The following is a 21,852-nucleotide window of genomic DNA, read 5'->3' as shown; positions in this document are numbered from 1 at the left end:
TGCGAGCCGCCGTGCAAGCCCGAACAGCTGTGGGCTGAAATTCAGTATCCCCTGCAAGAGGTAACCCGGCGGGCAACCCGTATAATCTCCGTTTACCACCTCTACGAACTTGCGGTTCGTACCTGACATGACCAAATTTGTCTTCGTCACCGGCGGTGTGGTGTCTTCCCTGGGCAAGGGAATCGCCTCAGCCTCCTTAGCTGCGATCCTCGAATCGCGAGGCCTCAAAGTCACTTTAATCAAGCTCGATCCCTACCTGAATGTGGATCCGGGCACCATGTCGCCCTTCCAGCATGGCGAAGTTTTTGTGACCGACGATGGCGCAGAGACCGACCTGGATCTCGGCCACTATGAGCGTTTCATCGAAACGCGCATGCGCAAGGCCAACAACTTCACCACCGGCCAGATCTACAAAAGCGTGCTTGAAAAAGAACGCCGCGGCGACTACCTGGGCAAGACCGTGCAGGTCATCCCGCACGTCACCAACGAAATCCAGGAATTCGTCAAGCGCGGCGCCGGCTACGAAACGGCTGATGCGGTCGACGTGGCCATCGTCGAAATCGGCGGCACCGTCGGCGACATCGAGTCCCTGCCCTTCCTGGAAGCCGTGCGCCAGATGAGCCTGCGCCTGGGCGCCAACAACACCGCCTTCGTGCACCTGAGCTACGTCCCCTGGATCGCTGCCGCCGGCGAACTCAAAACCAAGCCGACCCAGCACACTGCCAAACAATTGCGTGAAATCGGCATCCAGGCCGACGTGCTGCTCTGTCGTGCCGACCGCCGAATTCCCAACGAAGAGCGCGAAAAAATCTCGCTGTTCTCCAACGTTCCCGAATGGGGCGTGATCTCGATGTGGGACGTCGACACCATTTACAAAGTGCCCCGCATGCTGCACGAACAGGGCCTGGACGGCCTGATCTGCGACAAGCTGCGCCTGAACACGCCACCGGCCAACCTCAAGCGCTGGGACGACCTGGTCTATGAGACCGAGCACCCCCAGACCGAAGTTCACATCGCCATGGTCGGCAAATATGTGGACCTCTCCGACAGCTACAAGTCTCTCAACGAAGCCCTGCGCCACGCCGGCATGAAAAACCACGCCAAGGTGGTCATCGAATATGTCGACTCCGAAACCATCACGCAGGACAATGTCTTGCGCCTGGCACGCTTTGACGGAATTCTGGTGCCCGGCGGCTTCGGCGTTCGCGGCGTTGAAGGCAAGATTTGCGCCGCCCGTTTTGCCCGTGAGCACAAGATGCCCTATCTCGGTATCTGCCTGGGCATGCAGGTAGCGACCATCGAATTCGCGCGCCACGTGGCAGGACTCAAGGACGCCAACAGCACCGAGTTCGACCCCGCTACCCCGCACCCGGTGATCGCGCTCATCACCGAGTGGAAAGACGCCGACGGCACCATCAAGACACGCAATGCCAAATCCGACCTGGGCGGCACGATGCGCCTGGGTGCGCAAAGCTCGGACGTCGCAGCCGGCACACTGGCCCACAAGATTTATGGTGACGTGGTGACGGAGCGCCATCGCCACCGCTATGAAGCCAACGTCAACTACCTTGATGCCCTGCGTGCGTCGGGCCTGGTCATCTCCGCGCTGACGCAGCGCGAGCAACTCACCGAGATCGTCGAATTGCCGCAAGACGTCCACCCCTGGTTTGTCGGCGTGCAGTTCCACCCCGAGTTCAAGTCCACGCCCTGGGATGGCCACCCGCTGTTCAATGCCTATATCGCGGCCGTACTCCAACAGCGCGCCACGGCAGGCCAGGACCCGAAAGCGGCCGCCAAGCCTCTCAAGGCGGTAGCCTGACCATGAAACTCTGCGGATTCGACATTGGTCTGAACCAACCTTTTTTCCTCATCGCCGGCCCCTGCGTGGTGGAGTCCGAGCAGTTGCAAATGGACACTGCCGGCACGCTCAAGGAAATTACTTCCTCGCTGGGCATTCCCTTCATCTTCAAAAGCAGTTTCGACAAGGCCAATCGCACCAGCGAGACGGCCTTTCGTGGACTGGGCACGGAAAAAGGACTGGAGATTCTGGCCAAGGTCAAAAAGGAAATTCGCGTGCCGGTGCTGACCGACATCCATTCCGAAGACCAGATCGCCCAGGTCTCCAAAGTCGTCGATGTGCTGCAAACACCGGCCCTGCTGTGCCGCCAGACCGACTTCATCCACGCCGTCGCACTGTCCGGCCTGCCGGTCAATATCAAGAAGGGCCAATTCATGGCCCCGGGCGACATGAAGAACGTCATCACCAAGGCGCGCGCGGCCGTCAAGGCAGCCGGTCTGCCGGAAGACAACTTCATGGCCTGCGAACGCGGCGCCAGCTTTGGCTACAACAATCTGGTCAGCGACATGCGCAGCCTGGCCATCATGCGGGAGACCAACGCGCCGGTCGTGTTTGACGCGACCCACTCGGTGCAGCTGCCCGGCGGCCAGGGCACCAGCAGCGGCGGCGTACGCGAGATGGTGCCGGTGCTGGCGCGTGCCGCAGTGGCCGTCGGCGTCTCTGGCCTGTTCATGGAAACCCACCCGGACCCGGCCAAGGCCTTGTGCGACGGCCCCAATGCCGTACCGCTCAAGCACATGAAGGCGCTGCTGGAAACACTGCTCGAGCTGGATCGTGTCACCAAGAAAAACGGCTTCCTCGAAAACAACTTCAGCGCCTGAGCCAGCGATCCATCCCGCAAGCCTACACAAGCCATGACATTCGCCTACATCATTGTCGACATGAAGATCACCGACCCCGAGCAGTACAAGCAGTACATGGCGGCCGCGCCCGCCGCGGTTGCAGCCGCTGGGGGTGAATACCTGGTGCGCGGTGGTAAGTTTGAGGCGCTGGAAGGCACCTGGCAACCTGCACGCGTCGCCATGCTGCGCTTTCCCAGCTACGAGAAGGCCAAGGCCTTTTATGACGACGAAATGTACCGCGCCGCACGTGCCAAGCGTGCTGGCGCCACCGAGTTTTTCAATATGGTCCTGGTCGAAGGCGTTGCCGCCCCGGTCTGATCCCCTCTCTACAAAAAAAGGAACCTAATGAGCGCAATTGTTGATATCGTCGGCCGCGAAATTCTCGACAGCCGTGGCAACCCTACCGTTGAGTGCGACGTGCTGCTGGAGTCCGGCGTCATGGRCCGCGCCGCAGTGCCTTCGGGCGCGTCCACCGGTTCGCGTGAAGCCATTGAGCTGCGCGACGGCGACAAGTCGCGCTACCTCGGCAAGGGCGTGCTCAAGGCCGTCGAACACATCAACACCGAAATCTCCGAAGCCGTGCTGGGCCTGGACGCCAGCGAACAGGCCTTCCTGGACCGCACACTGATTGACCTGGACGGCACCGACAACAAATCGCGCCTGGGCGCCAACGCCACGCTGGCTGTCAGCATGGCCGTGGCACGCGCAGCGGCTGAAGAAGCCGGCCTGCCCCTGTATCGTTATTTCGGTGGCAGCGGCGCCATGCAAATGCCTGTTCCCATGATGAACGTGGTGAATGGTGGCGCGCATGCCAACAACAACCTGGACCTGCAGGAGCTGATGATCATTCCTGTCGGCGCGCCCAGCTTTCGCGAAGCCGTGCGTTACGGTGCTGAAGTGTTTCATGCCCTCAAGAAAATTCTGCACGACAAGGGCATGAGCGTGGCCGTCGGCGACGAAGGCGGCTTTGCCCCCAATGTGGCCAACCATGAAGCTGCGATCCAGATGATCCTGGAAGCCATCGACGCCGCCGGTTATGTGGCCGGTGAACAAATCGCCCTGGGCCTCGATTGCGCAGCATCGGAGTTTTACAAGGACGGCAAATACGTCCTGGGCGCGGAAGGCCTGAGCCTGGATGCCACCGAGTGGACCAACATCCTGGCCACCTGGGTCGACAAATACCCCATCATCAGCATCGAAGACGGCATGGCCGAAGGCGACTGGGACGGCTGGAAGACCCTGACCGAGCGTCTGGGCAAAAAGGTGCAGCTGGTCGGCGACGACCTGTTCGTCACCAACACCAAGATCCTCAAAGAAGGCATCGACAAGCAGATTGCCAACTCCATCCTGATCAAGATCAACCAGATCGGCACCCTGACCGAAACCTTTGCCGCCATCGAGATGGCCAAGCGCGCCGGCTACACCGCCGTCATCAGCCATCGCTCGGGCGAAACCGAAGACTCCACGATTGCCGACATCGCCGTGGGCACCAATGCCGGCCAGATCAAGACGGGCTCGCTCTCGCGCTCGGACCGCATGGCGAAATACAACCAGTTGCTGCGCATCGAAGAAGACCTGGGTGACATCGCCACCTACCCGGGCCGCGCGGCCTTCTATAACCTCCGGTAAATGGCCCCCACGCTCGTCGCTTCGCGTACTTCGCTGCCCCCCGGGGGGGTGCGTTTTTTCTTGGTGCGGCCCGGCGAAAAAACCCTGCCCTTTAATCATCACGCTCAAGCATAGGCATGGGAAACCGGCTCGTTCCCGCCATCCTGATTGCGCTCCTGGCCATATTCCACGCGCAACTCTGGATTGGCCGGGGCAGCATTCCCAGCGTGCGCGACATGCAGCACCGGCTGACCGAACAACTCGCCAAAAACACCCAGGCACAGGCCGCCAATGACCAGCTCGCTGCAGAAGTCCGGGACCTCAAGGAAGGCCTCGAAATGGTCGAAGAAAAAGCCCGGATCGAACTCGGCATGGTCAAGCCGAATGAAATCTTCGTGCAGGTGACCAAGTAAGCCCTGGCATCCATCCTGCGAAAGTGCCCGTGTTGAAAATTGCCGTTACCGGCGCTCCACTTACCGGAAAGAGACAGCTTGCCGCTGCGCTGGACAACGCCCTGAAAATCTCGGGGCACGAAGCCACCGTAGCCGTGACTGATGCCGCCCCCCTTCCTGCCGACCTCCCCAGCTTTGGGCTGACGCTGCTCATGGGACTGGAAGAAGCGCCATTGCAAGCGGCCAAAACGGCCGATGAATGCCGGCACCTTCAACACAACGCCGACCAATCGATTCGTGCAGCCCTGTCGCAAGCGGGCATTCCCTATCGCGTCATGTACGGGACCGCGGAGCAGCGCCTTACCCGGGCGCTGGAGGCCGCGCAAAGCCTGCGGCCCCGTGCTCCAGCTTTCACCCGAAGCACGCCCGGTGCAATACCAAGCCCCCAAAAAAGCAAGAAGGCCTGGGTGTGGGTCTGCGAAAAGTGCAGCGATCCTGCTTGTGAGCACCGCCTGCTCAGCGACCTGCTGGCGGAGCGCGCTGCAGCAACCGCTTGAGGCATTGCCCTGCCGCAGCGCGGCCCACGAAACTATTGCACGGTGGACGTGGGTGGCTGCTGGTTGGTCTGGCTGGTGAAAAGCTGCGCCGCATCCACCGGGTCAAACTCATACTGTGCGCCGCAAAATTCGCACCCAACCGCGACCTTGCCGCGTTCGGAAATGATGCTTTCGATTTCGTCTGTCCCCAGGCTGCGCAGCATGTTGCCCACACGGTCGCGCGAACAGCTGCAGGCAAAACTGGGAGTGGCGGGTTCAAACCGGGTAACCTGCTCTTCCCAGAACAGGCGGCGCAGGATCGTGTCGGCATCGAGGGTTAAAAGCTCTTCGCGTTTGAGCGTGCCGGCCAGCATGGCAATGCGTTTGTAGTCTTCATTGACGCCGATCTGGTCTTCATTGGCGTCCCGGTCGATCTGGCCTTCAAGGTTCCCCTGGCCTTTGACCGGCAGCCGCTGGATCAGCAGACCGGTAGCCACCTTGCCGTCGGCTGCAAGAATCAGCTTGGTGTCGAGCTGCTCACTTTGCAGCATGTAATGCTCAAGCACTTCCGCCAGGTTCTCAATCTTCTCGCGCTGGTCGCCAAAAAGCGGCACCACACCCTGGTAGGCCTGCTGCCCCGGCAGCTTGTCCTTGGGGTCCAGCGTGATCGCGCAGCGGCCCTGATTGCTTACGTTGACCAGCTGGCTCAGTGAGCTGCCCGCATCGACCGTACCCGTCACCGTGGCGGTGGCGCGCAAGCTCAGGTCGGGCTGCACTTCGGCCACGGCCAGCTTGACCGGGCCGTCGCCGAAGATTTGAAGAATCAGCGCACCGTTGAACTTGATGTTGCTCTGCATCAGCGCACCTGCGGCGGTCATTTCTCCCAGCAGCTGCATGACCTCGGCCGGGTAGCCGCCGGCCGCCTGTCTGCGTTTGAGGATTTCCTGCCAGGAATCGGTCAGGCGGACCAGCATGCCGCGAACCGGCAGGCCTTCAAAGATGAATTTATGCAACTCAGACATTAAACAGGCCCCCACGGTCGCTCACTTCGTGTAGCTCCCTGCCCCCCGAGGGGGCCGCTGCGCCTGCGGCCCGGCGAAGCCGGTTCCGCGGCCCCTGCTTGAAGGGGAGCCCTGACGTTAACGCTCTGCATGTATTTGGTGGTTTGGTCATTGGGTGTTCAGGCGATTTTCTTGAGTCCGGCCTTGTAGCGCTGGGCATTCTCTACATAGTGCTTCGCGATCATTTTTAAACCCTCGATCTGCTCGGGGGAAAGCTGCCTCACCGCCTTGGCGGGGCTGCCGATGATCAGGGAGCCGTCCGGGAATTCCTTGCCTTCGGTGACCACGGAGCCCGCGCCTACCAGGCAGTTCTTGCCGATCTTCGCGTGATTGAGCACCACCGCCTGGATGCCGATCAGCGAGCCATCGCCGATGGTGCAGCCGTGCAGCATGACCTGGTGGCCGACCGTGACGTCTTCGCCGAGGGTGAGGGGCACGCCCATGTCGGCATGCAGCACGCTGTTGTCCTGGACATTGGTACCCCGGCCTACCGTGATGGTTTCGGTGTCGCCCCGGATCACCACGCCAAACCAGACGCTGCAGTCTTCGCCAAGCCGCACATCGCCAATCACCTGGGCGTTGTCGGCCACCCAGGCAGATGCAGGAACGGTGGGGGTCAGCTTGTCCAATTGGTAAATAGCCATGCGTTCTCACTCGAAATTAAAGCCAAAGGCCACAGGCAGGAAAGAGCGCGGCAGCCATGCACTGATTGTAAGGAGGCATCCCCCTGCCATCCGGCGCAGGCCGCCGGCGACCAATCCAGACATCCCCGAGGTATCAACGACAATGGATTCATGACGGACCTACCGGCCCCTGCAGAACTGCGCCAGCAAGCGCTGCAGGCCCTGCTCGCCACAAATCCGGAACAAAAAGTGCTCCTGACCCAACAGGCACACGCGCAAGCAGCTACTGTTTTGATAGCAACGGAGCTGGTGATTCCCGCGGTGCCTAGCTTGCCCGGGTGCCCGGAACGGCCGGAACTGCGGTCCCACCTCGACGTCCCCAAGCGCTCACCGTTCACTCACGAAGGATTGGCGGCCCTGCTCCATGCCGTCACCCATATTGAGTTCAACGCGATCAACCTCGCCCTGGACGCCATCTGGCGTTTTGCCGGCATGCCGCGGGCCTACTACCTGGACTGGCTGCAGGTGGCGGCCGAAGAAGCCCACCATTTCAGCCTGCTGCGCGCCCATCTCCAGGCCATGGGTTACGACTACGGCGATTTCCCCGCACACACGGGCCTGTGGGACATGACCGCCAAAACCGAAGGCGATGTGCTCGCGCGCATGGCGCTGGTGCCACGCACCCTGGAGGCCCGCGGCCTGGACGCCACCCCGCCCATGCAGGCGAAACTGCGCAAGGTCGGTTCTCCCGAAGCGCTTCGGGCCGTCGACATCCTGGACATCATCCTCGCCGACGAGATCGGCCACGTCGCCATCGGCAACCACTGGTATCGCCACCTGTGCGCCCAGCGGGGGCTGGACCCGGTGGCGACCTATCCGGTGCTAGCCAGGCAGTATGGGGCGCCTCGCCTGAAGGGCCCGCTGAACCTGGACGCCCGCCGGCGGGCTGGTTTTGACGAGGTGGAACTGGCGCTTCTGGTCTAGGAACAGACGCCAGGACGCGGCGAATTCCTACACATACAGTCACGGCAGGGATTTTCGAACAGCGCTAGACTGCAAAACTCTTGAAAAGGAGTTTGCGCATGATCCGGCATCTCGTCCCAGACATCCCTTCGCAAATGCCGGGCTTGCCCGCGGACATCGCCTTGCAGCTGCCGCAGKGCCAGCGTCTCGGAGAGCCCAACGCCCCCGTCAAGCTCGCGTTTTCGCACTGGTCCTCCATCGCCCGCCTCAAGGCCGGCCAGATCGGCGCCCTGGCGGAAGAGTATGTCGAAGGCAAGCTTCAACTGGAAGGCGCCATGCGCGACGTGATGCGCGCCGTCACCAAGCTGCTTCCCGGCAATCCGGTGCAAAGCGACACAGGCTGGTGGTCCGGCCTGCTGCACCGCGCCAAGTCCCTGGCCGCCCACACCCAAAGCCGGGATGCAGCGCAAATCCAGTTCCACTATGACGTGTCCGATGCCTTCTATGCGCTCTGGCTCGACCCCCGACGGGTGTATTCATGCGCCTACTACAGCGACAACGCCATGACATTGGCCCAGGCCCAGGAAGCCAAGCTCGACCATATCTGCCGCAAGCTCATGCTCAAGCCCGGTGAACGGTTTCTTGATATTGGCGCCGGCTGGGGCGGCTTGCTGCTGTGGGCCGCTGAGCACTACGGCGTGGACGCCACCGGCATCACGCTGTCGAAAAATCAGCATGCGCATGTGCAGCGCCTGATCGAGGAAAAAGGCCTGGGCGGGCGCGTGCGAATGGAGCTACGCGACTACCGCGACATGCCGGAGGATCAGCCCTTTGACAAGGTGTCCTCCGTGGGCATGTTCGAGCACGTGGGCCACGCCAACATGACCGGCTACTTCCAGAAAATCATGCGCCTGCTGGCACCGGGCGGGCTGGTCATGAACCACGGCATCACCGCCGGCGGCCTGGAAAACCGCCAGCTCGGCGCCGGCATGGGTGACTTCATCGAAAAGTACATCTTCCCGGGCGGCGAGCTGATGCATGTCAGCGCCGTACTGGAGCATATGTCACGCGCGGGCCTGGAGATGGTGGACACCGAAAACCTGCGCCCGCACTATGCCCGCACGCTGTGGAACTGGTCAGACGCGCTGGAAGCCAAGCTGGACGAGGCGCGCCAGGTGCTGGTTGCGGATGGCGGCGCCGAGCGCGCCGAGAAGACGCTCCGGGCTTATCGTCTTTACCTGGCGGGCAGTGCGATGAGTTTTGAGCAGGGCTGGATTTCGCTGCACCAGATGCTGGCGGCGCGGCCCTCGGGCGATGTGCACAACACCGCCGTCACCGGCGCCCAATCAAGCTATCCCTTCAGCCGAAACTATATGTACAGCGCCGCCCCTTGAGGGCTCCACCGCTCAACCTCGAGGGTGATGCTGCGCATGCAGCGCCTTCAGCCGTTCACGTGCCACATGGGTATAAATCGTGGTGGTGGAAATATCTGCATGCCCCAGCAGCATCTGCACCGCGCGCAAATCGGCGCCGTGGTTCAGCAGGTGTGTGGCAAACGCGTGGCGCAAAGTGTGGGGTGACAGCGGCGAGTTGATGCCGGCAAGCCGTGCATATTTTTTCACCAGCATCCAGAACATCACGCGGCTCATGCCCTTGCCATGGCCGGTGACAAACAGGTCGTCGGTCTGTTGCCCGCCCAGGATGGCCGGACGGGCGTCCGCCAGGTATTTCACAATCCATTCCCGCGCCACCTGGCCGAAGGGCACCAGCCGTTCCTTGCTGCCTTTGCCCATGACGCGAAGCACCCCTTCGTTCAGTCCCAGGTGAAATGTCTTGAGGCCCACCAGCTCGCTCACACGCAGGCCGCTGGCGTACAGCAGCTCCAGCATGGCGCGGTCGCGCTGGCCCAGCGGCGTGTCGTCGTCGGGTGCGGCCAGCAGTGCTTCAACCTGGGCTTCGCTCATGACTTTGGGCACCCGAAGCGCCTGCTTTGCCGACTGGAGTTTGAGCGTCGGATCTGCAGCAATCAGGTGTTCGCGCAATGCCCAGCGAAAGTAGCGCTTGAACACCGTCAGGCGCCGGTTGGCGGATGTTGCCTTGGTCGCAGCGTGCCGGGCCGAAAAGTAGCTGTTGAGGTCGGCCTCCGCCGTCTCGTCAAGTCTTCGCCCTCCCTGCTCCCTGGCAGCCAGCCAACCGGCGTAGAGCGACAGGTCGCGGCGGTAAGCCGCCAGCGTGTTTTTGGACAGCCCGTCTTCCAGCCACAAGGCGTCAATAAACCCATCAATACTGGACTGGCTTTCTGGCTGCATGGGGTGACCATAACAAAAAAGCCGCCGCACATTTGAATGCACGGCGGCTTACGGGTAGCTTCGCATCCGGTCGTGCCGGATTCCCAGCCTTATTCGAGCTTGAGCTTGGCCGAATCGACCACCTTTTTATAGACATCAAATTCGGCCTTGATCTGCGCCGTGAACTGCTCAGGCGTATTCGCAATGATCAGGGAGCCGGTGTCTTCGATCCGTTTGCGTATCGCCGGGTCTTCCAGCGACTTCTTCACGCCGGCGCTGACCTTGTCGACCACGTCCTTTGGCAAACCCTTCGGGCCGATGATGCCGTAATAGGCCATGCGGTTCACAGGTTCCAGGCCGACTTCCTTGAAGGTGGGCACATCCGGCAGCACGGCCAGGCGCTGGGGCGCGGCCACCACAATGGGGATCAGGCGTTTTTGCTGGATGAATGGCAGGGCCGACGGCAGGTTGTCAAAAATCATGGGCACCTGCCCCGCCACCGTGTCGTTCAGGGCCGGACCTGCACCGCGGTAGGGAATGTGCGTCACGAAGGTGCCCGACATGCTCTTGAAGAGCTCCATCTGCAGGTGACCGATGCCGCCGGTGCCCGAGGATGAATAGGAATACTTGCCGGGGTTCTTTTTGAGCTCAGCCACAAACTCCTTGTAGTTGCGCGCCGGAAAGCTCGGGTGAACCGCAATGATGTTGGGCGTTGCCGCAATATTGATGATGGGCGTGAAGTCCGTCAGCGTGTTGTACGGGATCTTGGGGTTGATGGCGGGATTGGCCGCGGTGGTGGACACCGTGGCCACACCCAGCGCATAGCCATCGGGAACGGCGCGCGATGTCTCGAGTGCGCCCACCACGCCGCCGCCGCCGGCCCGGTTTTCGACGATCACGCTCTGGCCCAAGGCCTTGCCCAGGGGCTCGGAGATGACGCGGGCGACGATATCAGTGGTGCCACCGGGTGCAAACGGCACCACGAGCTTGACCACCTTGTTGGGATAACCCTGTGCCAATGCGGGGCCTGCGGCGGTGCCCAGCGCAAGCGCGGACACCACGGAATAGGCAAACAGATAACGACGTTGCATGTTCAGTCCTTCAATAAAACAGCAGAAATGGTAATCGCAACATTCATGCCCCGCAGTTGTGGATTACGCATAAGGGCAAACCCGAGGGGATTGCGGTTATTCTCGGCGAGTGAACTACGCGCAGCTTCTTTTTCCCGACTTTTCCCTCATTGTTTGCGGCTACCTTGTCTGCCGCTACACCGCCCTCAACCGCACCGTATGGGAACAGGTGGAGAGCCTGGTTTATTACTTTTTGTTTCCGGTCCTGCTTTTTCATTCAATCGTCAAAAGCCCGCTGGACCTGGGCGCCGCCTCCAGCCTCATCAGCGCCGGTATCCTGCTGGGGGTTGCCGGTATTGCGATGGCCTACAGCCTGCCGCACCTGCCATGGCTGGGCAGGCACATCGACTCGCGTGAGCACGCCGCCAGCGCGCAAGTGGCATTTCGCTTCAACTCCTTCATTGCGCTGGCCCTGGCCGACCGGCTGGCGGGCAGCCAGGGCCTGCAGCTGATCGCCGTGCTGATTGGTGTGTGCGTGCCGCTTTTCAACGTGGCGGCGGTGTGGCCCATGGCGCGGCATGCCCAGCGCGGTTTCATGGGCGAGCTGGTGCGCAATCCGCTGATCCTTGCCACGGCCACAGGCCTGGTGGCCAACCTGCTCGGCTTTACCCTGCCTGTCTGGCTCGAACCCACGGTGACCCGCATCGGAGCCGCCTCGCTGGCACTGGGCCTGATGGCGGCAGGCGCCGGCATGYAGTTCGGCCACCTGTCGCAAGCCAAAACGCTGGCAGTGGCCGTGCTGTCGATACGGCACCTGTTGATGCCGGTCATGGCCCTGGGCCTGTGTAAAGCCTTCGGGCTGTCGCCGGTGCAAAGCACCATCCTGTTGGCGTTTTCTGCCCTGCCGACGGCTTCCAGCGCGTACGTGCTGGCGGCGCGCATGGGGTACAACGGGGGTTACGTGGCGGGTTTGGTGACGCTGTCCACCATCCTGGGCGTAGTCAGCCTGCCGTTTGCGCTGGGTGTTCTGCGTTAGGGAGAAGCCGGCAAATTGCTATTGATTTAATAGCTGCTTGCGCACACCCTTAAAGGGCTGCAGGCCAATTTCATTCAAATTTATTGACCGAGGGCCCAAGCCACATGTTCCCGCACCAGCTCGCTGGGAGAAGCGGCATGCATTTGCAGGGCTTCGCGCAGGGGCGTTCCCGCCTCAGGATCGAGCACCCGCAGGGCATTGCCCATGGCCACCGCAATATTGCGCAGCCAGCGTTCATGGCCTATACGGCGTATCGGGCTGCCTTCGGTGAATCGCAAAAAATCCACCTCCGTCCAGCCGACCAGAGTGACGAGTTGCTGCCCGGTCAAGCCGCTGCGCTCGTCAAAGTCGGGCAAGGCGCTACGCTGGGCGAACTTGTTCCACGGGCAGACCAGCTGGCAGTCGTCGCAGCCATAAATCCGGTTACCCATCAGCGGACGAAGCTCCAGCGGGATCGGGCCCACGTGTTCGATGGTGAGGTAAGAGATGCAACGCCGTGCATCGAGCTTGTGGGGTGCGATGATCGCCCGCGTCGGGCACACGTCAATGCAGGCCTGGCAGGTGCCGCAGTGCGGCGTCACCGGCTCGCTGGGCGGCAGGGCAATGTCGACGTAGATTTCCCCCAGGAAGAACATGGAGCCCGCTTCCCGGTTGAGCAGCAAGGTGTGTTTGCCACGCCAGCCCTGGCCGCTGCGCGCTGCCAGTTCGGCCTCCAGCACAGGTGCGGAGTCGGTGAAAGCCCGATGGCCGAGCTGACCGACGTGGCTGGAGATGCGTTCGCTGAGTTTTTGCAGGCGCGCGCGCATGATCTTGTGATAGTCGCGGCCACGTGCATACACCGACACAATGCCTTCCGCAGGCCGCTCAAGCCGGCTGAACTCAAGGGCCTGCCATTCGCCCGGGGCGGCAGCCGTCGATGCGGGCAGATAGTCCATGCGTGCCGTGATGACGCTGATGGTGCCCGGAATCAGCTCGGCCGGCCGGGCCCGTTTGAGCCCGTGCGCCGCCATGTAATGCATGTCACCATGGAAGCCTGCAGCGAGCCAGGCTGATAATCCAGGCTCGGCCGACGATAAATCCACACCGGCCACGCCAATTTGCGAAAATCCAAGCTCGCGCGCCCAAGTTTGAATTTGAGAAACGAATTGATGACTGTTCAAAGAATTGCTGGCGGGCACCCGCTGATTGTAAAAAACATTGCCTGGCAGGACGAAGCGGCCACGGCAGCCTTCGCGCAGGCACTGGCGCGGCATCCCTCCATCGGGCGCGCACTGGTCGAACTGCAGGGCGACCTGGGCGCCGGCAAAACGACCTTCGTGCGTCACCTGTTGCAGAGCCTGGGCGTCGAGGGCCGCATCAAAAGCCCGACATATGCGGTGGTTGAGCCCTACACCCTGCCCGCGTCCAGCCGGCACGCCGGCCTGAACATCTGGCACTTCGACTTCTACCGTTTTAACGATCCCCGCGAATGGGAAGAAGCCGGATTCCGCGACATCTTTGCCAGCCCGGGCCTCAAGCTCGTCGAATGGCCCGAGAACGCTGGCCCGCATCTGCCGCAGCCCGACCTGCTGCTGCAGCTGGAAGTCCTGCCTGATGAAACGCGTGCCGTCACCCTGACAGCCCACACGCCCACGGGCGTGGAGCTGCTGGCATGAAGCGCCGGACCCTGAACCGCCGCAGCGCCCTGCAACTGGGCAGCTTGGTGCTTCTGCTGGGTGTGCAGCACATCGCGCGCGGCGCAACCATCGTGGCGGTACGTGTCTGGCCGTCCAAAGACTACACGCGGCTCACCATCGAGTCCGACGGCGAAATCAAGGCAAAACAATTTTTCATCGCCGACCCGCCGCGCCTTGCCGTCGACATGGAAGGCATAGACCTGATTCCCGCGCTGCGCGAACTGGTCGCCAAGGTGAAATCCGACGACCCGAATATCTCGGGCATACGCGTGGGGCAAAACGCCCCTGGCGTGGTGCGGCTGGTGATAGACCTCAAGCAGCCCATACAGCCGCAGGTGTTCACCCTGCCGCCTGTGGCCGCCTACCAGTACCGGCTGGTGTTTGACTTGTACCCGACGCAGGTCGCCGACCCGCTCGAAGCCCTGATTGCCGAGAAGCTCGCCGACAGGCAACCAGGCGCAACGCCCGCGCCTGCCAATGACCCTATTGCCGACCTGATCGCACGGCAGTCGGGCAAGCAGGCCGACGGCAAGCCACCGCCGGCAGTCGTCGCGGAAAAAGACAAGGACAAGACCCACGGGCCAACGACCGGCCCTGCCACCCCCGGCGGCGCCAAGACCTCGCCCGAAGCGGCCGTCATTGCGAAGAACAAGACCGACCGCCTCGTCATCGTCGCGCTGGACCCGGGCCATGGCGGAGAAGACCCCGGTGCCGTCGGCCCCGGCGGCACGCGCGAGAAAGACGTGGTGCTGCAGATCGCGCACCGCCTGCGCGACCGCATCAACCAGCAGCCCAATATGCGCGCCTACCTCACGCGCGATGCCGACTTCTTTGTGCCGCTGCATGTGCGCGTGCAGAAGGCGCGTCGCGTGCAGGCCGACCTCTTTATCAGCATCCACGCCGACGCATTTTTTACGGCGCGTCCACAGGGCGCCAGCGTCTTCGCGCTCAGCGAAAAAGGCGCGTCCAGCAGCGCCGCGCGCTGGATCGCCGACAAGGAAAACTCGGCCGACCTGGTGGGCGGCATCAACGTCAAGGCCAAGGACGCCCAGGTACAGAAAGCTCTGCTCGACATGAGCACCACGGCGCAGATCAACGACAGCCTGAAGCTCGGCAGCGCCATGTTGGGCGAGATCGGTAATGTCGGCAAGCTGCACAAACCGAAAGTCGAGCAAGCCGGCTTCGCTGTCCTGAAAGCGCCTGACATTCCCAGTGTGCTGGTGGAGACCGCCTTTATCAGCAACCCCGACGAAGAAGCCAAACTGCGCAGCGACGAATACCAGGTACAGCTGGCCGACGCCTTGATGCGCGGCATCACGCGCTACTTCGCGCGCAACCCGCCACTGGCGCGCAACCGCGCCGTTTAAGCACCGCATCGGCGCACATTGATGCGCCGAAAATTACCACCAAAGACCGCGGCAAGCCGACATGCCGCGGCAACCTTCTCCTACACCCTCCAAATATCCGTCCCCCTACAGTGAAATCACAGGCAAGGTCAGGACTTCACGATGTGAATACCCCAGCAAGAGCCTGAAACTCTGAGCAAAGGTGGACAAGATGAATACGAAATTGATGATGTCAGCAGTAGCAGCGGCGGCACTGATCGGCCTGGGTGGTTGCAGCACCAGCCCGACCAATGCACAGATAGGCACCGGTGTTGGTGCAGTCGCAGGTGGTGTCGTGGGCAATGCCGTTTTCGGCAGCACCCTGGGTACCGTAGGCGGCGCAGCAGCGGGCGCCCTGATCGGTAATGAAGTCGGGAAGAGGCGCTAAAAGAAACGCCAGACAACGCGGGCTCGGCACCTGCCGGGTGGGTACCGATTGCGCCGGCTATTTCTATTCCCTCTATACCGGATAGATCAGCGAGTTGAGGATCATCTCGCTGTCATACACACAAAGACGGCTCCTGAATTTCAGAACGCCGTCTTTTTTGATGATCTCGTCGATATAACGCCCGACGTTGTAGACCTCGCTCACCCCACCCGGCTTGGTGCGAAACACCGCGTAGTTGGCCTCGGCCTTGACGACATCGCCTTCTTCCGAGAGGATGCGCGCCGGGCTGACGATGTGGCGCATGTAGTAAGGCCCGTGATAGATCGTCTGCGTGACGCCATACACCCGATCCTTCATCATGCCCCGGCTTTCCAGCGCCATCAGGGCCAGCGGCAGGCCGCGGTCAAAATTCTCGCGGGCCTGCACCTTGTAATTGCCCTCCTCCACAAAGAATTCCGGCCACGCATCAAACCGCTTTTCGTCCAGCGCCGCCGCGTAGGCTGCGTTGAGCTGGTCCACCTCCAGTTGCAGCATCAGGCGCTGCAGTCCCTGTTCACTCGCCGTCATAGACCCATGACTTTCTTCCAGTAGGCATACATGCTGCGGATCAGGGTTTCGGTGACCATGTGCTCCGTCATCTCGGTGCCGGTGCCGCCCAGCTCGCACAGTGTTGAGCCGGTGTCGCAGGCCTGTGCAAAGCCGGCCTGGCTGAACTCGATCACTTCACCGTCATCCGCACTGACGAAACCGGCCGGTCCGAACAGGTTGGCCTGGCGCAGGCGGCGCTGCGTCATTTCGGGTGTGTCGTCGGCAAAGCCGAAGTGCGTCCAGATGAAATCAAACTCACCCTCCCCACGCGGCACGATGTGGCGTGTGCTCAGCGAATTGACCTGCTGCTGGATGATCAGGCTGGGAAACAGCGTGATCATGGTCACGGTGGGCGTGATGTCGCCGCCCGGGCTGGATGGGTCGGGCATCTTCCACCAAGGCTCGGGCACCACGTCCAGCAGGCGGTCGTCATGCAGGGCCATGTTGGCCTTGAACGAGGTCACGCCTTCGGTCACGGCGTCGTTCTGCCCACCCTCGTTGCGGCGCGAAATCATCACGGCATGGCGGCCCTCGCCGTCCATCACCATGCGGCTTTTCTGATCGGCACGCCAAAGGCCGAAGGTCACAAACCACGTGTGCAGCAGGCCAGGGTGGTAAGGGTCCTTGATGTTTTCCATCATCAGCTTCCAGTTGCCCGGAATGCGCTGGCGGTTGTAGCCCAGCAGCGTCAGCTTGCGCGCTCCGTCGGGGCCTTTGAAGATGCGGTCCAGCCACGGCGTGATCTGCGGGCCGAGATAGTCTTCCAGCGGTTCGGTGTCATCGCTGAAAGTGGCAAACACCAGGCCGTGCAGCACTGCGACACGCAACTTGGTCAGCCCATGGTCCTTGAGATCGAACCCTTCGGGCATGCCGCCGTTGACGCAATCACCCTCTTTCACGCCGTCCTTGAAAGGCAGCCCCGCCAGGTCACCATTGAGCTTGTAGGTCCACTGGTGATACGGGCAGACAAAGCTGCGCGCATTGCCCTGCGGGTTCTGGCAAAAGCGCACGCCGCGGTGGGCGCAACGGTTTTCAACAACGCGTATGCCGTGGTCGGTGGCACGGTCTTTGGGTGCGATGCGATCCCGCACCATCAGCACCTGTCGTTCACCGACATGGCTGAGTTTGTAGTCGCCCACATTGGGAATCTCGGCCTCCAGGCCCACATAGCACCAGTGCGTGCCGTAAAAGATTTTTTCCAGCTCGCGCTGGTACAGCTGCGCATCGGTGTAGGCCCAAAAGGGCACGCGACTGGAGCCAGGGTCGCTCCAGCGTGACAGGGTATGAGGTGCGTTCATCTGAGTGTCTCCGGGTCCTGCAGCGTACCTGCGCACAGGATTTCGGACAGATAATACGCTTACTTACGATTTCCGACTTCTTTCCCTGATCTTTTCAGTAAGGCATCGGTAGCGGCCGTCAGTCAAATACGCAGGTTGCCTGTTCAATCCTGGCCTGCACTTCCGCCCCAGTCGGGGGCACACAGCCGCGTCGCATCACGCACAAGCTGGCACTGGCCATGGCGTGGGCCAGCAAGCTGCGTCCCACATCATCCGGTAGTGCCAGCAGGTCAGCAGTGCCAGTCACACCGTTTTTTCGCGCCAGCAAAGCGGCCATGAAACCGGCGAGAAAACAGTCGCCTGCACCCACGGTATCCACCACCGCCAACGGCCGGGATTCGCGGGCGCGCCACCGCCGGCCATCGCGTGTCAACAGACAGGCTCCGTGCGGCCCCAGGGTCAGAACCAGCAAGCCGGCACCGCTCGTATCCAGCAGATGCTGCGCCCGCGCAAATACATCAGCGCCAGGTATCGCCAGGCTTTCCAGGTCTTCATCGCTGACCTTGACGACGTCGGCGTGTTGCAACGCAGCGTGCACGTTGCGCCTGTAGTCCTGCAGGTCCGGCATGACCGACGGCCGCAGGTTGGCATCCACCACCACCATGCTGCCCGCCTGATGCTGGGCACGCAGCCATGGCAGGTAGCGGCCCGCATCCTCGGGCGCGAGTGCCAGGGCACCGGTATACACCATCTCGAGCGCGGGGACGCGTTGACACGACTGGATCAGGCTGTCCGCCGTGACCGCACGGTCCGCCACATCCTGCCGGTAAAAAACGTAGTCGGGATGGCCTGCATCATTTAGCCCCACCACGGCCAGTGAGGTGCTTTGTGCCACAGGCTGTGGGCAGGCCAGCCGCACACCATCCCCGGTCAGCGCGGCAGCCAGCTGGCGGCCAAAGCGATCGCGCGACAAAGGGTTGAGGTACAGGGTGCTGACGCCCTGCCGGGCCAGCGCACGCGTCAGGTTGAAAACAGCGCCACCCGGGCAAGGTTCATAACGTCCGTCCGGTTGAACGATCAGGTCAATCAATGCCTCACCAGCGGTTGCAACTTGCAGCACTTTTTCAGGGTTTTTCTCAGGGTAATCCATAACTAAAACAACTTGATTTAATAACTCAAGCGCCACTATAGTTCACCAACACCCATCACTTATGGGTACTTTCCCGCGAACCCGGGCCTGAATGTCGATTCAACAAGGAGACCATTTCATGAAAAAGACCACCGCCCTCCTGGCACTGTCCAGCCTCGCCCTGGCCGCCACATCGGCCTTTGCAGCGGGCGAACCCGTGATCGGCCTGATTACAAAAACCGAAACCAACCCCTTCTTCGTCAAGATGAAGGAAGGTGCTGAAGCCGAGGCCAAAAAACTCGGCGCCAAGCTGCTGACCGCCGCCGGCAAATCCGACGGCGACACAGCAGGCCAGATCACCGCACTGGAAAACATGGCTGCCGGCGGCGCCAAAACCATTTTGATCACCGCCAGCGGCGACGCCATCAGCCCTACCGTCAAAAAACTCCAGGCCAAAGGCGTGCAGGTGATTGCACTGGACAGCCCTTTTGAAGGTGCCGATGCCCTGTTCGCCACCGACAACTACAAAGCCGGCGTTTTGATCGGCCAGTATGCGAAGGCGGCCATGGCCGGCAAACCTGCCAGGATTGTCACGATCGACCTGTTCCCAGGCCATCCGGTGGGGGCGCAACGTCACAATGGGTTCATGAAGGGTTTCGGCCTGCCTGCGGCAGACGCGAAATCCAACGAGCTGTCCAAAGACGCGGCCGTGGTCTGCATGGCCGATGGTTTTGGTGACCAGGCCAAGAGCCAGACGGCCATGGAAAACTGCCTGCAGAAAAATCCCGACGTCAATGTGGTCTACACCATCAACGAGCCTGCGGCCGCGGGTGCGTTTAATGCGCTGAAAAAGGCCGGCAAGGAAAAAGGCGTGACCATTGTCTCGGTCGATGGCGGCTGCCAGGGCATCAAGGACACGGCAGCCGGCATCATCACCGCAACGTCGCAGCAATACCCCCTGACCATGGCGGCGCTGGGCGTGGCAGCAGGTGTCAGCTACGCCAAGGGCGGCAAAAAGGCTTCGGGTTACACCGACACCGGCGTGACCTTGGTCTCGGCAAAAGCCCTTCCGGGTGTAGACAGCAAAGACACCAAAACGGGACTGAACCTTTGCTGGGGTGCGAAGTAATCGGCCAGACGCCTGCCGCCTGTCATCTTGCACCAGGTCCGGTGCAGGATGACAACATCATTTTCTCCATCCTGGATCTTTACCGATGAACCTGTCTTCGCGCCACATCCCGTGGGGGGCCCTCGGCCCCTGGCTGGCCCTGCTGGCCACCTGCATCTTTTTTACCACCCAGTCAGACCGCTTCCTGACGGGTGCAAACCTGTCCCTGGTGCTGCAGCAGGTGATGGTGGTCGGTGTCCTGGCCATTGGACAGACCCTGATCATCCTGACGGCCGGCATCGACCTGTCCTGTGGCATGGTGATGGCACTGGGCGGCATGGTGATGACCAAGTTCGCCGTGAATTACGGCATCAACCCCTACCTGGCCATTGCTTGCGGCCTGGCGGTCACGACCGGCTTCGGCCTCGTCAATGGCTTGCTGGTCACCCGTATCAAATTGCCCCCTTTCATCGTGACGCTGGGCACCCTGAACATCGCATTTGCGATCACACAGATCTACTCCAACGCGCAAATCGTTCCCAACCTCCCGGCGGAATTGACCGCGCTGGGCAACACATTCGACCTGGGCAGCACCGAAGTCAGCCTGGGAACGGTCACCATGATTGGCCTGTATCTGCTGGCGTGGTTTGTCTTGCGGGACACCGCGCCGGGCAGGCACCTGTATGCCGTGGGCAACAACGCCGAAGCAGCAAGGTTGACCGGCATCCGGGTCGACCGCGTACTGGTGGCCGTGTACGCGCTGGCCGGTCTTTTTTACGGCATCGCCGCGCTCCTGTCGGTGGCGCGCACCGGCGTCGGCGACCCGAATGCCGGGCAAACCGAAAACCTGGATGCCATCACCGCCGTGGTGCTGGGCGGCACCAGCCTGTTTGGCGGACGCGGCATCATCCTCGGCACGCTCGTCGGCGCGGTGATTGTGGGCGTGTTTCGCAACGGTCTCACCCTGATGGGCGTTGCCTCCGTCTACCAGACACTGATTACCGGCATTCTGGTGATCTTGGCGGTCGCGGCCGACCAGATGTCGCGCAAAGGGCCCCGCTGATGAACACCTCAACGTCCCTCCCCACTTCCGCACCTCTGATCATGCAGGCTAAGGGACTGGTCAAGCGCTACGGCCAGGTCACCGCACTGGACGGTACCGACTTCGAACTACGCGCCGGCGAAATCCTGGCCGTGATCGGTGACAACGGCGCCGGAAAATCCTCGCTGATCAAGGCCTTGTCGGGCGCCACCGTGCCTGACGAAGGCGAACTGTTGCTCGACGGCAAGCCGATGCGCTTCAAGTCTCCTATCGATGCGCGCCGTGCCGGGATCGAAACCGTCTACCAGGATTTGGCCGTGGCCCCTGCCATGAGCATTGCGGAAAACCTGTTTCTGGGCCGCGAACTCCTCAAGCCCGGCCCCTTGGGCCGCTGGCTGCGCCTGCTCGACAAGAAGAAGATGCTGGAGCAGGCCATTGCCCGCATGCAGGAACTCAAGGTCGGGATTCGTTCGATGACGCAGGCCGTGGAAACACTCTCCGGCGGCCAGCGCCAATGCGTAGCCGTGGCGCGCGCCGCTGCCTTTGCGCAGCATGTGGTCATCATGGATGAACCCACGGCCGCCCTGGGCGTGAAAGAAGGCAACATGGTGCTGGAGCTGATTCGCCGGGTGCGCGACAAGGGACTGCCCGTCATCTTGATCAGCCACAACATGCCGCATGTGTTTGAAATCGCCGACCGCATCCACATCCAGCGCCTGGGCCGCCGTGCGGCGGTCGTCAATCCCAAGACCATCAGCATGAGCGACACCGTGGCCGTGATGACGGGCGCCAAGACGGCCGAAGAACTGCCGGAGTCCGCGCTTGCCTGACATATTGGCCCCCACGCTTGTCACTGCGTGTACTACGTTGCCCCCCGAGGGGGCGCTGCGCCTGCGGACTGGCAAAGCCAGATCCGCGGCCCCGGCTGGTAAAGAGGGGCCCCCCGCGCTTATCGCTTCGCGTACTGCTGCCGCTCGAGGGG

At 61.9% G+C, this 21,852-nt stretch carries 23 protein-coding genes; 15 read left to right on the top strand and 8 right to left on the bottom strand.

All coding sequences use genetic code 11. The annotated features are described in order from the left end of the window. The first annotated feature begins 127 nt into the window (after window positions 1–127). The 6 genes from AC1DZE_RS13110 (at window position 128) to AC1DZE_RS13085 (ending at window position 5,257) form a co-directional block, all read left to right on the top strand. Window positions 128–1,819: a CTP synthase gene (locus AC1DZE_RS13110; protein WP_477700162.1), complete on the top strand. Its 1,692-nt coding sequence runs from the start codon at window positions 128–130 to the stop codon at window positions 1,817–1,819. Between the two features lie 2 nt (window positions 1,820–1,821). Then, the gene (gene kdsA, locus AC1DZE_RS13105; RefSeq protein WP_477700161.1) at window positions 1,822–2,679 is read left to right on the top strand and encodes a 3-deoxy-8-phosphooctulonate synthase; all 858 of its coding nucleotides are present in this window, start codon (window positions 1,822–1,824) and stop codon (window positions 2,677–2,679) included. Window positions 2,680–2,712: 33 nt separating this feature from the next. Continuing rightward, the gene (locus tag AC1DZE_RS13100; protein ID WP_457278940.1) at window positions 2,713–3,018 is read left to right on the top strand and encodes a DUF1330 domain-containing protein; all 306 of its coding nucleotides are present in this window, start codon (window positions 2,713–2,715) and stop codon (window positions 3,016–3,018) included. A 27-nt stretch (window positions 3,019–3,045) separates the two neighbouring features. Further along, complete coding sequence (gene eno, locus AC1DZE_RS13095; RefSeq protein ID WP_477700160.1) at window positions 3,046–4,329, top strand: phosphopyruvate hydratase; 1,284 nt, start codon at window positions 3,046–3,048, stop codon at window positions 4,327–4,329. A gap of 116 nt (window positions 4,330–4,445) precedes the next feature. Continuing rightward, window positions 4,446–4,721 (top strand): septum formation initiator family protein, encoded by a 276-nt coding sequence (locus AC1DZE_RS13090; RefSeq protein ID WP_477671128.1) that lies wholly within the window; start codon window positions 4,446–4,448, stop codon window positions 4,719–4,721. A gap of 29 nt (window positions 4,722–4,750) precedes the next feature. Further along, window positions 4,751–5,257, top strand: coding sequence for a hypothetical protein (locus AC1DZE_RS13085; RefSeq protein ID WP_477671129.1), 507 nt, complete (start codon window positions 4,751–4,753; stop codon window positions 5,255–5,257). A gap of 32 nt (window positions 5,258–5,289) precedes the next feature. Here the strand turns inward: AC1DZE_RS13085 and hslO are convergent, their stop codons facing one another. Next, complete coding sequence (hslO, locus tag AC1DZE_RS13080) at window positions 5,290–6,258, bottom strand: Hsp33 family molecular chaperone HslO (RefSeq protein WP_477646843.1); 969 nt, start codon at window positions 6,256–6,258, stop codon at window positions 5,290–5,292. A 158-nt stretch (window positions 6,259–6,416) separates the two neighbouring features. Continuing rightward, window positions 6,417–6,941, bottom strand: coding sequence for a gamma carbonic anhydrase family protein (locus AC1DZE_RS13075; protein WP_477674166.1), 525 nt, complete (start codon window positions 6,939–6,941; stop codon window positions 6,417–6,419). Between the two features lie 150 nt (window positions 6,942–7,091). Here AC1DZE_RS13075 and AC1DZE_RS13070 point away from each other — a divergent pair, with 150 nt between their 5' ends. Both AC1DZE_RS13070 and AC1DZE_RS13065 read left to right on the top strand, forming a co-directional pair. Continuing rightward, window positions 7,092–7,904 (top strand): ferritin-like domain-containing protein, encoded by an 813-nt coding sequence (locus AC1DZE_RS13070; RefSeq protein WP_477671130.1) that lies wholly within the window; start codon window positions 7,092–7,094, stop codon window positions 7,902–7,904. Window positions 7,905–8,002: 98 nt separating this feature from the next. Next, window positions 8,003–9,277: a class I SAM-dependent methyltransferase gene (locus tag AC1DZE_RS13065; protein WP_477700159.1), complete on the top strand. Its 1,275-nt coding sequence runs from the start codon at window positions 8,003–8,005 to the stop codon at window positions 9,275–9,277. 12 nt (window positions 9,278–9,289) lie between these two features. Here the strand turns inward: AC1DZE_RS13065 and xerD are convergent, their stop codons facing one another. After that, the gene (xerD, locus tag AC1DZE_RS13060) at window positions 9,290–10,192 is read right to left on the bottom strand and encodes a site-specific tyrosine recombinase XerD (protein ID WP_477671132.1); all 903 of its coding nucleotides are present in this window, start codon (window positions 10,190–10,192) and stop codon (window positions 9,290–9,292) included. Window positions 10,193–10,281: 89 nt separating this feature from the next. Beyond that, window positions 10,282–11,262, bottom strand: a complete 981-nt coding sequence (locus AC1DZE_RS13055; protein ID WP_477671133.1) for a tripartite tricarboxylate transporter substrate binding protein BugE — start codon at window positions 11,260–11,262, stop codon at window positions 10,282–10,284. A gap of 109 nt (window positions 11,263–11,371) precedes the next feature. On the opposite strand from AC1DZE_RS13055, the gene AC1DZE_RS13050 reads away from it, so the two are divergent. Continuing rightward, entirely contained in the window at window positions 11,372–12,277 is a 906-nt protein-coding gene (locus tag AC1DZE_RS13050; protein WP_477700158.1) for an AEC family transporter, read from the top strand. Window positions 12,278–12,357: 80 nt separating this feature from the next. Here the strand turns inward: AC1DZE_RS13050 and queG are convergent, their stop codons facing one another. Further along, entirely contained in the window at window positions 12,358–13,410 is a 1,053-nt protein-coding gene (queG, locus tag AC1DZE_RS13045) for a tRNA epoxyqueuosine(34) reductase QueG (protein ID WP_477674092.1), read from the bottom strand. Between the two features lie 15 nt (window positions 13,411–13,425). Between queG and tsaE the strand changes: the two genes are divergently transcribed. The 3 genes from tsaE (at window position 13,426) to AC1DZE_RS13030 (ending at window position 15,726) form a co-directional block, all read left to right on the top strand. Beyond that, on the top strand, window positions 13,426–13,932 hold the full coding sequence (gene tsaE / locus AC1DZE_RS13040) for a tRNA (adenosine(37)-N6)-threonylcarbamoyltransferase complex ATPase subunit type 1 TsaE (RefSeq protein WP_477674090.1): 507 nt from the start codon (window positions 13,426–13,428) through the stop codon (window positions 13,930–13,932). Continuing rightward, a complete protein-coding gene (locus AC1DZE_RS13035; RefSeq protein ID WP_477700157.1) occupies window positions 13,929–15,320 on the top strand; it encodes an N-acetylmuramoyl-L-alanine amidase in 1,392 nt (463 codons plus the stop codon). Before tsaE ends, AC1DZE_RS13035 begins: the two co-directional genes overlap by 4 nt. A 190-nt stretch (window positions 15,321–15,510) precedes the next feature. Beyond that, a complete protein-coding gene (locus AC1DZE_RS13030; protein ID WP_477671137.1) occupies window positions 15,511–15,726 on the top strand; it encodes a glycine zipper 2TM domain-containing protein in 216 nt (71 codons plus the stop codon). Window positions 15,727–15,798: 72 nt separating this feature from the next. On the opposite strand, the gene AC1DZE_RS13025 is transcribed toward AC1DZE_RS13030, so the two are convergent. The 3 genes from AC1DZE_RS13025 to AC1DZE_RS13015 form a co-directional block, all read right to left on the bottom strand. Next, entirely contained in the window at window positions 15,799–16,260 is a 462-nt protein-coding gene (locus AC1DZE_RS13025) for an aromatic-ring-hydroxylating dioxygenase subunit beta (protein WP_477671229.1), read from the bottom strand. Between the two features lie 29 nt (window positions 16,261–16,289). Next, the gene (locus AC1DZE_RS13020) at window positions 16,290–17,612 is read right to left on the bottom strand and encodes an SRPBCC family protein (RefSeq protein WP_477671138.1); all 1,323 of its coding nucleotides are present in this window, start codon (window positions 17,610–17,612) and stop codon (window positions 16,290–16,292) included. 118 nt (window positions 17,613–17,730) lie between these two features. Beyond that, window positions 17,731–18,741, bottom strand: coding sequence for a PfkB family carbohydrate kinase (locus AC1DZE_RS13015; RefSeq protein WP_477700156.1), 1,011 nt, complete (start codon window positions 18,739–18,741; stop codon window positions 17,731–17,733). Between the two features lie 118 nt (window positions 18,742–18,859). Between AC1DZE_RS13015 and AC1DZE_RS13010 the strand changes: the two genes are divergently transcribed. The 3 genes from AC1DZE_RS13010 to AC1DZE_RS13000 all read left to right on the top strand — a co-directional run bounded on the left by AC1DZE_RS13010 (window position 18,860) and on the right by AC1DZE_RS13000 (window position 21,700). Then, complete coding sequence (locus tag AC1DZE_RS13010; protein WP_477671140.1) at window positions 18,860–19,849, top strand: substrate-binding domain-containing protein; 990 nt, start codon at window positions 18,860–18,862, stop codon at window positions 19,847–19,849. Between the two features lie 85 nt (window positions 19,850–19,934). Continuing rightward, window positions 19,935–20,891, top strand: coding sequence for an ABC transporter permease (locus AC1DZE_RS13005; RefSeq protein ID WP_477671141.1), 957 nt, complete (start codon window positions 19,935–19,937; stop codon window positions 20,889–20,891). Beyond that, a complete protein-coding gene (locus AC1DZE_RS13000) occupies window positions 20,891–21,700 on the top strand; it encodes an ATP-binding cassette domain-containing protein (RefSeq protein WP_477700155.1) in 810 nt (269 codons plus the stop codon). Before AC1DZE_RS13005 ends, AC1DZE_RS13000 begins: the two co-directional genes overlap by 1 nt. Window positions 21,701–21,852 lie beyond the last annotated feature (152 nt).

It is taken from the genome of Polaromonas sp. P1_F1, from assembly GCF_056405795.1.
Note: the sequence above shows the minus strand (reverse complement) of the source record. Positions and strands in the feature narration are given on the sequence as shown.